Here is a 14,972-nt window from a genome sequence, read left to right on the forward strand (position 1 = left end):
AATGTTAATACTGCTAGGGTATATACAGGTTTATTTAGTTGATCTCTTTCTCCTTGTTGCTAGGTTATTTCCTACTTTTCTTTTTATTCCTTTTTTAAATAGTCGGATACTCAATAGCCAGCTTTTAAAGTATATTATTATTTTTTATATTGCTATGGGAATCAAGCCTAGTATTCTAATTACTGATGAAATAAGAAATACATGGGAAATAATAATTTTAAGTGAGTTAATTCTTGGGATCTTAATTGGACTTCTGTTTGCTACACCTTTTTGGATTGCATCTGCTTTTGGTGAATTTGTTGATAATCAGAGAGGAGCGAGTATCGGGGATACAATTAATCCAACAACAGGAATTGAATCTTCTGAATTTGCTTCATTGACTGGGTTATTTTGTGCGGCTTATTTTTTATCGGTAGGAGGACTAACCTCATTAATGAGTACGATAAAAGATAGCTATGATGTATTTCCACTCGGTTATTTTAATAAAGAGATTGGTTATTCTTTTATTGGTCATTGGCTGAATGACATGATCCGCACTGCAATTATTTTAGTATCGCCAGTTCTTATTATTATGTTTTTAAGTGAAGTTGCGTTGGGTGTTTATTCTCTCTTTTGCCCTCAATTAAATGCTTTTTCTCTGTCATTATGTATAAAAGGAATTATCGCATTTATATCTCTACTTTTGTTCTTTGCTTCAGCAATGACAACAGAGCTGTATGAATTTTTTAATAATAGATATTTTTATACTATTTTCATGAGTATTTATCATGGCTGAAAAAACAGAGAAACCCACCCAGAAAAAACTCGATGATTCTGCAAAGAAAGGGCAAAGTTTTAAAAGTAAAGAATTAACATCAGGGCTTGTTTATCTTATTGGTATTATGTATTTATTTCATCAAGTTAATTTAGATGAATTTAGTCATTTTTATCAATCTCTTTTGCTTCATCCAACAAATATTACGCTAAAAAGCTATGTCAATGTAATATCAAAATTATTCTTTGATATTATATTACCAATACTTGCTGTTACTTTTTTATCTGGAGCAATTCCTTCCTTATTTGAGTCGCGTTTTAAGCTTGCTACTGAAGCTATTAAACTGGATCTTAATCATATAAATCCTATCTCTGGATTTAAAAAAATATTTAGCATAAGAACAGTTAAAGACTTTTTAAAAACATTATTATTTATAGTTATATTTTTAGTGACTTGTTATGTTTTTATTATTTTACATGGTTCTGAAATATTTATATTATATCGTACTAATTTAAATATTATTATTGATAAGTGGTGTTCACTTGTCATTAGCTTTATATTTGTTTTTTTTATTCTCTCAATACCTATTCTTATTCTAAATATTATTGCTGATTTTTTTATTTTTATGAAAGATATGATGATGGAAAAACATGAAGTTAAGCAAGAAAATAAGAATATGGAAGGCGATCCTGAAATAAAATCAACACGCCGACAGCTACATCAAGAATTATTGGATGAGCCGATGAAAAAAGTGATCCGTGATTCATCAGCCGTTATTGTTAATCCTACTCATGTGGCAGTAGGTATTTATTTTGATCCTGAAAATGGCATCATGCCATTGGTATCATTAAGTTGTATTAATGATAAAGCATTAGCCGTGAAAGCTTATGCTAAGAAAGTGGGCACACCCGTTATTCGCTATCCTGAATTAGCGAGAAAAATTTATCATAAATATCATTTATTTGAAGTAATGATAGATCAAGATCTATTAGATGTCATGGATATTCTTATTTGGCTTAAGAGAATTGAGATTGACGGATTATTAAGAGAGGAAATGGATTATATAAATCACCAATAAATCCATTGAATGCATTCATAATTTAATTATAAAAATAATATATTTATATTTGTAAATATAGGCGTGTGTTTTATTAAAGAAATTAAATAATGAATAAATTATTATTTAATTATTAATTATTCATCATAGATGAAAGGATTAACATCATGTCAGCATATAAAAAAATGTCAGAAAAAGAGCTTGATCAATTAGCAAGCTATATTGTTTCTATTGCTCAAAACGGGGCTTCACTCAAGGATGAGAGCACGATCCCAGAAGGATTTATGGAAGGAATTTATTCATTTGCATATGACTTTTACCAGAAAGGAAAACTGGATGAAGCCGAAGCTATTTTTAAATTTTTATGCCTCTACGATTTTTATAATGTTGACTATATTATGGGGCTCGCCGCGGTTAAACAATTAAAAAAACAGTATCAAGTCGCTATTGATCTTTATGCATTAGCTTATTTGAATGCAAAGGATGATTACAGACCAGTCTTTTATGCGGGGCAATGTAATTTATCATTAGGTGAAAAAGAAAAAGCTAAATATTGTTTCGAACAGGTGTCAAAAAATATCAATGATCTCTCTATAAAAGAGAGAGCCGATGTTTACTTAGGATCTTTAAAAGATGTGCCTCTTGTTGTTTTGAATACCGAGAAGGAAGAATAGCATGATTAAGGTTTATGATAACACAATATTATCTACACCTTTAACTTCTAAAGAGATAGATAAAATTACTAAAGATAACGTACAGCAAGCACAAAAAATTAATGCGGCAAGTGAGCATCTTGTCGCATCACAATTTAAAGAAAAAGAAAATAATTTTTTAGCACCTTTACTTCGTGTGCCATTAGAGCAAAAAAAGAATAATCAAAGAATTAATATTAAAGATGATATTAAATATAAAATAAATGTTTTTTCAGAACAAAATGAAAATAATAATGAGACATTAAATTTTAATGAGATAAATAAAGTTAATAAAAGAAACAAAAAACTTAATATTCTTAGTGAGGAGAAATATCTATATAACAAAAAAGTAGAGGATAAATTAAATACATATGAAAATAAATCATTACTACCTATATCTTCAGAGCCAATTAAATTAGAAAATAATAAAACAAGTAAAGATTATGATTTTTTATTCTTACAATTATCTTATCAAAATGTGATCCATCAAAATGTTTTAAATAACATTAAAGATCCAGATAAACTTGAGTACTATCTGGATAAGTTAGACAAACTATCTAAAGGCATTGATGGTTTAAAAGAACAAATTAATTCAGTTTTAGATGAAGTAAAAAATACTAAAAATGCTTATGTTGATTATTGGATGGAAATTTATAATCAGGTAAAAGATAATAATTTCAAAACAGAAGCAGAAGTTGAAAAGTTTTTAAAAAACAACAATATCTCAAGCTCATTAATTAAAGAATTACTCTCTGGAAATATTAAATCGAAAGAAGATATGGAAAAGTTACTTGAAAAAGCTTTTCCATTTATGAAGTTGCCTGATGACCTTTCAAAAATGTCATTAGATGAATTAGATAAATTATATGGAAAATTATCTGATTTTTTTGATGAAGCTTTTAAATATATGCCTAATGTGCCTATGAGCGACGATAAGATAAATAAAATTACGTCACATAGAGAAGAATTAAAAGCATTCATAAATAAGAAAGAAAATGAGTCAATTAAAGAAAAGCTGGAACAAATAAAAGATACCTATAGAACATTAACGCTTTCACAAAGTGCATTAGAGCTTGAAATAATGTCTGACTCATTATCAGGAATGGCATTGTTAACTTTTTTGTTGGCGAAAACTAGAGAATTAACATTAAAAGTAATGTTACAGCGAACTGAAAGTGAGCAAAAACTCTTTGAAGAAATGCAGGAAGTCACTGAAAAAACATTAAAAGATAAAATAGAAGATCAAAAAGCTCAAATTAAAAAGCAAGAGGAGATTCAATTTTGGGCTGGCATTGGTTTAAAAATTTTAGGTGGATTACTCGCACTTGTCGCAGGTATTGCTTCTATTTTTACGGCTGGTGCTTCAATGGCATTAATGGCTGTTGCGGTAACATTATTTGTCGCTGATGTGGCATTAACAGTCGCTGATGAAGTATATCAAGCTATACATGATAAATCGTTTATGGACGAAATAATGGCACCTGTTTCAGACGCTATTATGAAAGCGATAGATTCCATTGTTGATTTTTTAGCTGATGTAATTAATAGCACTATAGATGGATTAAAGGGATTAGGCTTAGATAAGAAAATGATTGAGGAGATGAAAAACTCAATTCAAGAAAAACTGAAAATGGCACTAAAAATAGCTATTACTGTTATTTTATTTGTTGCTGCAATGGCATTAAGCTTTGTAATTGGTCCTGCAATGAAAGGTATAACCAATGTTGCAAATAAAATATTTAATCAACAACTCAGAGATACATTAAAAAGAATATTGCATGATGCATTAGAATCTATGATGGGAAAAATGATTAAAGAAATTATTGTGCAAGCACTTGAAGAAGTAATGGAGAAAATTAATAAACAACTGACTAAGGATATTTCACAGAAAGCTATCACCATGTTAAATCGTACGGTGGTTATTTCTAAATTGGTAAACTCAACGGCAACAAATGCAGTTAATATTTATAGTAGCATTATTTCTGCAAAAATTTTGCAATCTATGGCAGATAGTAAAAAGTTGGAAGCCATATTAAATCTAATTCAAAAATTGATGGATAAGATAATGGAAAGTTATCATGAAAATATTGATACTTTAACTGAGATTTTAAAAAGCATGAGTGATAAATCCTCAGTGAGTAATAAATTAAAGTCAGATATTATAAAAAATATATCTATTTAATAAAGTCTATTTTTTCGAGGTTTATATATGAATATGAAAGTCAATAATGATGATTTTAAATTATTTAATAACTCTAAATTAGAATCGAGTGATATTAATGAGACTAAAAACTCTCTTAATGAAGAACAGTTACAAAGATTAATTGAACCTAAAGTAAAAGAATTTATAGAAAAAACAAAAGAAAATATAATACCAATTTTGTCAGAGCCAGAAGTAAAAACACCCACTATAAAAGACATATTAAAATCACTTGAAGTAGATAATGATAATGATATTTATGATCATATTAAAACTGAAAGCTTAGGAACGTTTGATTTTTTATCTGATGATATGATGAAATTAATTAATTTAATGGTTAGATATTTAGAAGCAATGATTAAGAAGTTTGAAGCATCTAGAGAAATGGGTGTTATGTTAATGAATGTAGAATTAAATATAGCAGAACAAATAAAAGATAATTTAAATAAAAAAGCAAATATTATGGTAGGTGCAGCCATTACTAGCGCAGGTATTTCAATGGCAATACATGGTATGGGAGCATTTGTTTCAATTAAAGGGATGGGGAAAAATCTAATAGGACACTCTAACCCTACTATGATTACTGGTAATCTAGTGACTACAACAGCAGATCCTTTGGCAAGAGTTGCAGATCAAACGATGCAGTCTCAAGGGATCATACTTGATGGTAAACAAAAAGTATTAGAAGCGAGAGGAAGTATTAACAATCATGTTATTAATAATAATAATGAAATGCAAAGAGAAGTTACTGAAATTATAAAAGCCTTAGTACAAGCTATTGAAGCTGTTATTCATGCTCAGCAAGATGTTGCTTCTGCTATTGCTTCAAAAGTATAAGAGGATAATTTTATGTCTAAAGCTATTGATTCAGGGATGTCTAATATAGCTGAGTATTTGGAAGTATCTTTATCAACGAGTGATGGTATTTCCATTCCTAAACGTAAAATAAAAAATTTCGATGAAATGGAAAGTTTACTTATAAATATAAGACGAGATTATAAAAAATTTGATCTTAATAGCTGGCTGATATGTAATGATTTAAAAGGAAAAACAGAGAGAGAAATATTTATCTCTCTCTCTGAACAATATAATAAAAATATTATTGGGAATAAAAAATGTTTGAATTCCATAGATAAATTATCACCACTGATAAAAGAAAAACTATCTAATGATAACTATCCTACTGATTCATTGAGTGATTTCTTTCATGAAGTCAAACAATCCATTATTGTTGGTAAAAATGATTATTTAGATGTATTTAAATCTATTTTTTCTAATTATATGGATTATGTAAGAGAATTAAGAACGGCGATAACATCGCTAAGTAAATATACCAAGGCGGGGAAAAAAGATGGGTATATTGCTGTTAATTTCATTGAATTCACAAGAGTATTAGAAAGTTTTAAAAATGAATATAATAGAAAAAATAAAGAGAAATTATTTTTTAACACTAAATTGTTTTTTGAATATCAGTATGATGGTAGTTATATAAGACACTTAAATAATCATAAAATAAATTATTCAAATAAAAAGCAAGTTGATCATGCTTTAAATACAATAAGTAAATTATTAATGGATGTGAAAGGAATTATACCAGCGAAAAAAGAAAATTTATTATCAGAGTGGAATAATATTGATGTGGATTTTTTTTATTATATTTCATTAAATGAATTAAATAAGATTTTAGATATAGTTAATGATAAAATAAGTAAAGAAAAAGAAATGACGAATGATGAAATAGAAAGTAAAAGAGAAGGTTTTATAAATGAGTATGTTAATAAATATCCAAAAATGGTTTTAAATTTTATTAATATGGATAAAAAAACAATTCTAAAACAAGCTGAATTCTATGCTAATGAAAATATAGAAAAATTAAAAAAAGAAAGAGATGAAAAGAGATTTAAAAATATCTTACAAACGGAATTTGATCTATTTAAAAAATCACTTGATGCTTTAGAAAAAAAGATAAATACTAATTTGGATGAACTTTCTAAAAAATATAGCTCAGCAAATAGTAATTATGATAACTTTGTGAAAATTGTCAGCAGTACAATTAATACATTATTAGAGATGGCAAAAGGTTTTTTGCGATTCTAAAATTTATATATTTAAAATTAAAAATTATTTATTAGAGAAAATTGTCCAATAATGCTAACACAGTATGTGATTTTAAATTTCTGTTTAAAATGATTTACTTTATTTAATTAATATAAGAAGGTTAATGCTATGGATGCTACTAATTATTGTAATTTTTCTAAAAATAATAAAGTATACCTAAATTCTCAATCGTCTAATTTAATAGAATGTAATCAAGATGAATTTTTAATTAATTCTCGTTTATTATTTGAGGATATAAAAAGAGAGTATCAATATTTTTTTCTTAATGATTCTAAAGAAAATAGCAAATTAGAAAATAAAAAATTAGAAAATAAATCTCAAAAAGAAAAATATTTTTCTCTTGATGAAGAATATATGAAAAATTATATCAATAAAGAAAAGAGTTTAGAGAAAATTAATGATATATCTCGAGATATAAAAAATGCTCAATTAAAGAAAAACTATCCAACAGATTCATTGCATGATCTCTTTAATGATATAAAACAATCCATTACCGTGGGTAAAAATGACTACTTAGATGTTTTTAAAGAAATATTCTCTAAATATATGGATTTTGTAAGAGAGTTAAGAGAAATATTATCTGAATTAGGTAATGCTACTAAGGCTGGAAGTAAAGATGGATATATCAATATAAATATTGATGAATTGCTTTATAAATTGAATGTATTAAAAAGCAAGTTGAATAGACCCGGATTTTTTAGCATATGGATGTTTTTTAATAAAGATGATGATGGCCGATTTTTTAGAATAATCAATGGTGAAAAAATCTATTATGAAAGTAATACTGATGCTGATAACGCTGTGGACGCAGTAGATAAATTATTGAGTCAAATCAAAGGTATTACATCACAAAAAAATGATAATTCAGGAACAACAAGACCTAATATTTCTTTTTTATTTAATGTTGGATTAGATTTATCAGGGCTAGATAAATTAATTGATTATTTAAAACAAATGCCGCAAGGTGAGCATGATATATTACAAACTGAGTTTGATTTATTGAAGAAAACGTTAGATGCCTTTGAAAAAGGTGTTAATACAAATCTTGATGAACTTTCCAAAAAATATAGTGCAGCCAATAGTAACTATGATAATTTTGTGAAAATAGTGAGTAGTACCATGAATACATTATTAGAAATGGCAAGAGGATTTCTTAAATTTTAATTTTATATAAAGTAATTTTATGGAAAGTCAATTTATTTTAGGGATAAGAACGAGCTGATAGAGTATGAATATCAGCTCTTTACTTTATAACGAATGGTTTAAATTAGAATTTATATTCTACACCTAACCAGTAATTACGACCATCTTCCATATAACCTTGAGTATATTCATAAGATTTATCAAAAAGGTTATTAATAGAAGCATTAGCAGAAACGCCATAACCAAATTCATAATCTAAACGAAGATCAGTTTTTACATAACCTGCTAACTTGTCATTTTCATCAATGCGATTATAAGTCCAACCTTGTGCTTCTTCGATAATGGTAAAACGGACTTGTTCAACAGGAATAAATGTCATCCACATATAGGCTTTATGTTTTGGTAAACCTTCAACATGCGCTACTTGTTTTGGATCGCTATGAATATAGCTGTAGTTTAAGCCAAGCTCTAACCAATCAACCACATTACCTTTAGTACCTAAATCAAGACCAACATAGTCAACACGTCCGCTATTTTGGTTTTGGAAGAATGCTTTGCCATTACGATAAACCGTGTGTGCCATAATCGCATCACTGATACGGTTATAGTAAATGCTGGTTTGGTAACCCCATTTATCTGTAATGTGTCCTTCATAGGTTAGGTCGAAAGATAATGCACGTTCAGGATCTAAATCTGGATTGATAATTCCTTTTGATCCATCTTTTGGTTTTTCAGTGGTGTAACGCTCTTTTTGTGTCGGGAAGCGGCTGCGATCAGAAACAGAGAAACGAACGTTATCATTATTGGCTAATGAATATTTAGCCATCATCTCCCAGTTAAAGGCGGTTTGCTTATTATCATCAGCCCCTTTATCAGTATCAACACTGTCACGCCAGTCGTAGCTAATTGCACCTACTAAATCGAGATCATTAGTAGCTGCCCATTGATATTCTGTCGCTAAAGACCATGTTCTGTCTTTATAACGCATCCAATCACCATTTTTTTCTTTTTGAGAACGGTGAACGTCATCTTTCCAGTGTGCAGCAAAAGAGAGGAGGTCACTTTCACGTGCATCTATACCTAACTGTAATACAGCACCGGTGCTGTAATCGTCATAGTGACTATAGTCTACGGTATTACCTTTTTTAGGGTACAAATAGAGGGTATTTTCGAACTTATCGTGGTATGCACGGCTTTGCAGATTAATACCATCAGTGATTTGAGTGATACCGCTATAGTAGTAACTCTCTTTGTTGTAATCTGGCCATGCCCAATATTTATATTTACCTTTTGCATTAGCTGAAGTATTTGGTGGGCTATTTTTTTCACCGTCCTGTTTTACATAAGTCAGGGTATATTCGTCAGAAGCGCGTGGTGTCCAACCCACTTTGATCATGCCACGTTTATCATCAGTTGCCGAATTATCACGACGTCCATGAGTACCCGCAGCTGCATTATTTTCATCAGCACCAGGAATTGGCGTAAAGCGTTGTTTTAATTGACTACCACTGATTTGAATAAAGCCTAGATCATTGCGTGCTCCTAAACGGGCACTCATGTTATGGGCATAATCAGCACCACGAGCAAAACCTTGAGAATAAGCAATGCTTCCTTCTAATGGTTTTTTTGGCGTCGCCGTAGTGATATTAATTGCACCACCCATTAAGTTAGGGCCTTGTAGTAATGAGGTATAACCTTTGTTAACTTCAATACTGGCTAGATCGTTAGTGGTAAAACGCGCTAAGTCTAAGTTGCCATCATAAGGAACATACGTTGGAATACCATCAAAGAATACAGGTACTTGGCGGCTATCAAAGCCACGTACTTTAATGGTGTATTCATTACGATTGCCTGATTTTTGCATAACAACACCGGGTAATGTTGCAATGGCTTGTGCCGCATTCACTTTATTTTGTTCAAGCATCTGCTCTTGTGTTAACACATCTGGGTTTGCCGCGATAGGACTACTCCAAACGGTTAATAAATCAGGCGTTGATTGCCCATAAGTGGTGTCAGCAAGTGTAATACTAGGCAGTAGAGCAAGAGATAAACAGTAGCATAGAGGTTTTAATTTCATCATTCCAATCTCAGTTTACAATCTATATATAATCTTTTATATAGCGATATGTGTAAAAATAAATGAATAAATTGAGTACTAACAAAGTGTTAGTACTCGGTCTTGTTATAAAATAAAGCAACAGACTCAAACAAAAGATGTTCAGCAAAGATGTTCCTCTATGCCACTATAACTATTCCCTTGTTATAACTTCTTTTACATTGAGTTGATGTTGTCTCTATTTATTGTTGATTAAATATGTAAATACTCACTTACAAATAAATTACTGTTTTTATTTAATCTTTTGGATAAAGGCGAACTTTAATATCTGTCGGTGATGCATAATAAGGCGCAGACGTTACCATTAAGGTAATGCCTGTTTGTGCATATTTCTCGATAGTATTGAGGTTAATACCGCCAGCTACAGATAAGTGACAATGAGGTGCAATTTGAGGCGCTTCTTGTTGTAACAGTGAGATATCTTCAGTTGAGAATTTATCGAGCTGTAAAATATCAGGCTGTGCTTTTAACGCTTCTCTTGCTTGTTCAATATCGTCGGCTTCTACAACAATGCATTTTTCAGGCGCCGCTTGGCGTAACAGTTTAATGTGTTGTGCCCAATTATCAGGCTCTGATAAAAATCGACGATGATTAGCAAAGAGTAAAATAGTTTCAGAACAGCCTTGGCGATGAATAACACCACCACCTGCAAGTACCGCTTGAGTTGCTAGTAACTTTGTATTAGGGATATTTTTACGTGTACACGCAATTTGCCCTTTAGGTTGATAACGGTGATAGATTTCTAGCATTCTTGCCATATAGTCACTCACGCCACAACTCCACTCAAGCACGTTTTGCACAACTTTCCAGCCTTGGTGTAGTGCATCAGCACGGCCTTCGGCGGTGATTAAGCAATCGCCTTTATCGGCAAAATCACCATCTTGTAGATGTGCTGTTACTACCAATCCTAGTTTTTCTAGTAAACGACAACCTAGTGTGATCCCACTGACACAACCGGGTTCACGACGTGTAAATGTCATTATACCTAGCTGATCACTAATATTGAGTGCCCGACTGGTGAGATCGCCATATTGGATATCTTCCATCAATAAATTATCAAGAAAGGCATCAGGATAATAAATCATAGGTTTAACTCGCTTTCAGGAACGACATCCCAAGAAACCATTGCCCAATCACGAGTTGGTGAAATCAGTGAAACTCCTTTTTCAATACTTTCATGATAGTAATTAGTTAGACGTACAATTTCGTCCTCGCTTAAAGGCCCTACGGAGAAATTAATGCCTTCAATAAATTGCTCAAGGCTATTGAAATTACTCTGGCAATTACGGCTACGGATATAATCTACTTTAGGGTGAATACCCATTTGGTTTAGCATATTCATAGCATAAATGTACGTTGGGAGCGTAGGAACCTCACGACCCAATAAGCGAATAATACGTTGGTCAACGAAGGTTGGAGAAACCGTGTGAGTAGTATAAACACGTAATTTAGCTTGGCGATTCAGTTTTAAGAGTGCGGCTTGTAAATCCATCACTAATGTTGAGCGTGAAGCAACGGCGATATCACATTGAGGAAGTTGGTCCCAGCTATCTTCCCATGAGCAAGTGATAAATTCAGCGTGGTTGATACCTGCTTGCTCAGCTCTGCGTTTAGCAACAGCTAACATACCTGTACTGTAATCAATCCCAATGGTTTTTTTGAATTTATCTGCCACATGAATGCTGATAGAGCCGGGGCCACAACCCACATCTAATAGGGTTTCAGCACCCGTAAAATCCATCATTTCACGAAATTTTATTAAATAAGGATCATTAGGGTTGGCACAAGTTTCTGCCATTTTTTCAGCACGTTTATCCCAATGTTCAGGCTCTTTTTTGGTTCTTTCAGCCTGTACCATGTGGTTTTTATAAAGTTCAGCAAAATCTGTGGTTTCAATAGTGTTCATATTCTTGCCTATAGTCATTCTTATTATCAGAGTAGGCGTGAAAATGCGCCTGAATATCTGTTGGTTGTACACCATAAAGGTGCGCTAAATTATCGGGTGTCAGCAAAACTTCAGGGCTGTTTTGCAAAACAGGGGTATGCGGTGTCAGTAAAATAACATCATCCGCCAAAGAGGCAGCATGTTGAGGGTGATGTGTAGACATAAAAACGCTGATCCCTAAAGCTTTTAGTGCCTTAACTTGGGTAAGCAGTTTGATTTGATTACCGAAATCAAGGCTTGCAGCAGGTTCATCCATGATCAGCAACTTGGGTTGTTGCACTAAAGCACGAGCAATCAAAACCATCTGTTTTTCACCACCACTTAAAGTATCAAAAGTTCGGTGAGCAAGATGAGAAAGCGAGAGCAATTCTAAGGTTCCCATTGCCATCGCTTTATCTTGCGAGCTAGGCATAGAGAAAAAGGAGAGATGTGCACCTCGCCCCATTACAACCATATCGATGACATTAAAAGAAAAGGGGATATGTGTGGCTTGAGGAACATAGGCAACTACTTTGGCAAGTTCGGTTGGTGACCACTCACTTAATGTTTTTCCCGCAATATTGATCTCACCATCAATACAAGGTATTAGCCCTAATAGTGTTCGCATTAGCGTCGTTTTACCGCAGCCATTGGCACCTAATAAGCAGATGATTTGTCCTTGTTCGATGTGGAATGTAAGATCTCTAATTAAGGTTTTGCCTTTATAACCAATGGCGAGTTGCTTTGCATTAGCAATGATCATCAGCCTTTCCTCGTTCTAAGTAACAACATTAAGAAGAATGGCGCACCAATGGCAGATGTTAAAATGCCTAGTGGAAGTTCAATATTGGCAATTGTGCGAGCCAATGTATCTGTAATTAACAACATTATAGCTCCCACAAGCAAGGAAACTGGAAGTTGTTGGCTAAAGTTAGCGCCCACTAACAATCTTGCGATGTGAGGAACAATTAAGCCTAGCCACCCAATAATACCCGCAATAGAAACGGCACTTGCGGTGATTAGTGTGGCTGACAAAATAAAGACAAGTCGGGTTACTTCGACGTTTAAACCTAATGCTCTGGCTTCTTCATCAGATAAACTGAGAATATTCATACGCCAGCGTAATAAAATGAGTGGAATAAAACCAACTAACATTAAAGGTGCAACAGAAACTAAATCAGAAGCAGTAATGGTCGAAAGCCCGCCTAAGAGCCAAAAGGTAATGGAAGGCAATTGAGTATAAGGATCAGCAAGAATTTTCATTAATGAGATTGCTGAGCCACATAATGCACTAATAGCAATACCAACCAACACAAGGGAAAGCATCGGATCGTGTTGTTTCGCAAGCCTCGCAATAAAGTAGACTAGGGCCACTGTTGTTAAGCCGCCAGCAAAGGCAAAAAGCTGGATCGACAACATGGATTGCCCAAGAAAAATACCGAATACAGCACCCACTCCAGCACCTGATGAAACGCCGAGAATATCGGGTGATACCAAAGGATTACGGAACATGCCTTGATAAGCTGCTCCAGCAATCGCAAGTCCTCCACCAATTAAAATTGCCGCCAGAACGCGGGGAAATCTTATTTGCCAGAAGACAGTTTCAGTGCGGTTATACTCTATATTGCCCGTTAATTTATTACTTACCAGTGTCCACAGCTCGTTACCAGTAAGTGAATACTTACCACTAGTAATCGCAATTAACGTAACGATGGAGAATAATGCAAATAAAAGCGTGATGCGTACGGATTGACTCATGAATACCCCAGCAATTGCTGACATAGTTCAGCACTTAATTGCGTATGATAAAAATGAGCAAAGTAATTTTGCAGATCTTGAGCGACTTGTTTTTCTATTCGAGCGTCAAAATGGCTTTGTAAGCGACGCATTCCCATTAAACGGTTGATCCCCGGAGGACCATCTAACCAACCAAATGGTAAGCCTTTAAACAGTAGCACTTTGTTGTTTTTAACGGCTTGAATACTTTTCCATACAGAGTCTTGCATAATTTGCTGATAGGCATTTTCATCTTGTGTGATGATAATTTCAGGATCCCACATCAGAAGCTGCTCTGGTGAAACATCCGTTAATCCAGTGAAATTCGGAATATCTACTACGTTTTCAAAGCCTAATGTTTCAATCGCTTCGGTATGGATAGAGTTTCTTGCACCTGTTTGTAACCCTTTTGCACCACGCGCAAGGTAAAAACGAGGGTTTGTTTTTTGTGTAGAAGCAAATAAGGCAGCATCACTAAGATATTGCTCTGCAATAAGCGCTAATGTTTCTGCTCTTTCTGTAACACCTAATAAAGCACCTGTTTGGCGTAACTGAGCTGGACTATCTTTTAATGTGCCATCAATTAACACATAAGGTACACCCGTTTGATCAGAAACACGTTTCGCTAATGAACGATAGGTTTCATCGACATTGCCACTATCAATAATGAGATCTGGCTCTAACGTCAGTAAAGCTTCTAAAGAGAGTGTACTTCCTCGTCCTGATAAGCGCCCTAAACGCGGTAATTTACGTAGTTCATCTGAAAACAAAGGGCTTTTTTCTAAATTAAGTGAAGAAAAACCCAATAATTTTTCAGGCGCTAATGCAAGTAACAATTGATCAGTAGGAGGCCCTGCACTTATTACGCGATGGATCGCGGTTGATGCTGGAACATGACCGAATTGTGCTGCAATACGTGAGGTTATTGCTGCTCTTACAGAATGCGGAAGCGCTGATAATGTCGCAATTGTTGTGAGGTAAGTTAGAAATTGTCGTCTACGGATCGCCATAAGTTCACACTGTTTATTGTTTTATATTGGTATCGTTGTTTCATTTATTATATAGCGATGAATACTATATTTCCTTTGGCTTAAGTCAAGGGATCATCAGTCAAAATCAAATCTAAGTACACATCTGAAAAACTTTATTCGAAATAGTGTATAACCTAGGGCTATAATCAGCGTTCTTGGAA

13 protein-coding genes are annotated in these 14,972 nt (G+C 33.0%); 7 read left to right on the top strand and 6 right to left on the bottom strand.

Annotated elements, in window-relative coordinates:
• The first annotated feature begins 1 nt into the window (after position 1).
• The 7 genes from sctT to GTK47_RS04420 all read left to right on the top strand — a co-directional run bounded on the left by sctT (position 2) and on the right by GTK47_RS04420 (position 7,985).
• The gene (gene sctT, locus GTK47_RS04390; protein ID WP_165122270.1) at positions 2–775 is read left to right on the top strand and encodes a type III secretion system export apparatus subunit SctT; all 774 of its coding nucleotides are present in this window, start codon (positions 2–4) and stop codon (positions 773–775) included.
• A complete protein-coding gene (locus tag GTK47_RS04395) occupies positions 768–1,832 on the top strand; it encodes an EscU/YscU/HrcU family type III secretion system export apparatus switch protein (RefSeq protein WP_165122271.1) in 1,065 nt (354 codons plus the stop codon). The genes sctT and GTK47_RS04395 overlap by 8 nt, the downstream gene beginning before the upstream one ends.
• Positions 1,833–1,978: 146 nt before the next feature.
• Entirely contained in the window at positions 1,979–2,485 is a 507-nt protein-coding gene (locus GTK47_RS04400) for a SycD/LcrH family type III secretion system chaperone (protein ID WP_165122272.1), read from the top strand.
• Position 2,486: 1 nt separating this feature from the next.
• Entirely contained in the window at positions 2,487–4,685 is a 2,199-nt protein-coding gene (gene sctE / locus GTK47_RS04405; protein ID WP_165122273.1) for a type III secretion system translocon subunit SctE, read from the top strand.
• 27 nt (positions 4,686–4,712) lie between these two features.
• A complete protein-coding gene (locus tag GTK47_RS04410; RefSeq protein WP_109402413.1) occupies positions 4,713–5,540 on the top strand; it encodes a type III secretion protein in 828 nt (275 codons plus the stop codon).
• A gap of 12 nt (positions 5,541–5,552) precedes the next feature.
• Positions 5,553–6,800 (top strand): IpaD/SipD/SspD family type III secretion system needle tip protein, encoded by a 1,248-nt coding sequence (locus GTK47_RS04415; RefSeq protein ID WP_165122274.1) that lies wholly within the window; start codon positions 5,553–5,555, stop codon positions 6,798–6,800.
• Positions 6,801–6,929: 129 nt separating this feature from the next.
• The gene (locus GTK47_RS04420) at positions 6,930–7,985 is read left to right on the top strand and encodes an IpaD/SipD/SspD family type III secretion system needle tip protein (RefSeq protein ID WP_165122275.1); all 1,056 of its coding nucleotides are present in this window, start codon (positions 6,930–6,932) and stop codon (positions 7,983–7,985) included.
• A 103-nt stretch (positions 7,986–8,088) separates the two neighbouring features.
• Here GTK47_RS04420 and GTK47_RS04425 read toward each other — a convergent pair whose 3' ends face one another.
• From GTK47_RS04425 to GTK47_RS04450, 6 genes are all read right to left on the bottom strand, one after another.
• A complete protein-coding gene (locus tag GTK47_RS04425) occupies positions 8,089–10,041 on the bottom strand; it encodes a TonB-dependent receptor (protein WP_165126475.1) in 1,953 nt (650 codons plus the stop codon).
• A 275-nt stretch (positions 10,042–10,316) separates the two neighbouring features.
• Positions 10,317–11,165 (bottom strand): ModD protein, encoded by an 849-nt coding sequence (gene modD, locus GTK47_RS04430; protein ID WP_109402409.1) that lies wholly within the window; start codon positions 11,163–11,165, stop codon positions 10,317–10,319.
• Positions 11,162–11,986 (bottom strand): class I SAM-dependent methyltransferase, encoded by an 825-nt coding sequence (locus GTK47_RS04435; protein ID WP_165122276.1) that lies wholly within the window; start codon positions 11,984–11,986, stop codon positions 11,162–11,164. The genes modD and GTK47_RS04435 overlap by 4 nt, the downstream gene beginning before the upstream one ends.
• Positions 11,973–12,767: an ABC transporter ATP-binding protein gene (locus tag GTK47_RS04440; RefSeq protein WP_165122277.1), complete on the bottom strand. Its 795-nt coding sequence runs from the start codon at positions 12,765–12,767 to the stop codon at positions 11,973–11,975. Before GTK47_RS04440 ends, GTK47_RS04435 begins: the two co-directional genes overlap by 14 nt.
• Positions 12,767–13,762: an iron ABC transporter permease gene (locus GTK47_RS04445; protein WP_165122278.1), complete on the bottom strand. Its 996-nt coding sequence runs from the start codon at positions 13,760–13,762 to the stop codon at positions 12,767–12,769. Before GTK47_RS04445 ends, GTK47_RS04440 begins: the two co-directional genes overlap by 1 nt.
• Positions 13,759–14,790 (bottom strand): iron ABC transporter substrate-binding protein, encoded by a 1,032-nt coding sequence (locus GTK47_RS04450; protein WP_109402405.1) that lies wholly within the window; start codon positions 14,788–14,790, stop codon positions 13,759–13,761. Before GTK47_RS04450 ends, GTK47_RS04445 begins: the two co-directional genes overlap by 4 nt.
• Between the last annotated feature and the right edge of the window lie 182 nt (positions 14,791–14,972).

It is taken from the genome of Proteus sp. ZN5 (assembly GCF_011046025.1).
Lineage (GTDB): Bacteria > Pseudomonadota > Gammaproteobacteria > Enterobacterales > Enterobacteriaceae > Proteus.

Excerpts from the sequence above, each read along its gene's own strand:
- modD (WP_109402409.1), bottom strand. The coding sequence starts at position 11,165 with ATGATTTATTATCCTGATGCCTTTCTTGATAATTTATTGATGGAAGAT.
- GTK47_RS04445 (WP_165122278.1), bottom strand. The coding sequence starts at position 13,762 with ATGAGTCAATCCGTACGCATCACGCTTTTATTTGCATTATTCTCCATC.
- GTK47_RS04425 (WP_165126475.1), bottom strand. The coding sequence starts at position 10,041 with ATGAAATTAAAACCTCTATGCTACTGTTTATCTCTTGCTCTACTGCCT.
- GTK47_RS04450 (WP_109402405.1), bottom strand. The coding sequence starts at position 14,790 with ATGGCGATCCGTAGACGACAATTTCTAACTTACCTCACAACAATTGCG.
- GTK47_RS04400 (WP_165122272.1), top strand. The coding sequence starts at position 1,979 with ATGTCAGCATATAAAAAAATGTCAGAAAAAGAGCTTGATCAATTAGCA.
- sctE (WP_165122273.1), top strand. The coding sequence starts at position 2,487 with ATGATTAAGGTTTATGATAACACAATATTATCTACACCTTTAACTTCT.
- GTK47_RS04410 (WP_109402413.1), top strand. The coding sequence starts at position 4,713 with ATGAATATGAAAGTCAATAATGATGATTTTAAATTATTTAATAACTCT.
- GTK47_RS04420 (WP_165122275.1), top strand. The coding sequence starts at position 6,930 with ATGGATGCTACTAATTATTGTAATTTTTCTAAAAATAATAAAGTATAC.
- sctT (WP_165122270.1), top strand. The coding sequence starts at position 2 with ATGTTAATACTGCTAGGGTATATACAGGTTTATTTAGTTGATCTCTTT.
- GTK47_RS04395 (WP_165122271.1), top strand. The coding sequence starts at position 768 with ATGGCTGAAAAAACAGAGAAACCCACCCAGAAAAAACTCGATGATTCT.
- GTK47_RS04415 (WP_165122274.1), top strand. The coding sequence starts at position 5,553 with ATGTCTAAAGCTATTGATTCAGGGATGTCTAATATAGCTGAGTATTTG.
- GTK47_RS04435 (WP_165122276.1), bottom strand. The coding sequence starts at position 11,986 with ATGAACACTATTGAAACCACAGATTTTGCTGAACTTTATAAAAACCAC.
- GTK47_RS04440 (WP_165122277.1), bottom strand. The coding sequence starts at position 12,767 with ATGATCATTGCTAATGCAAAGCAACTCGCCATTGGTTATAAAGGCAAA.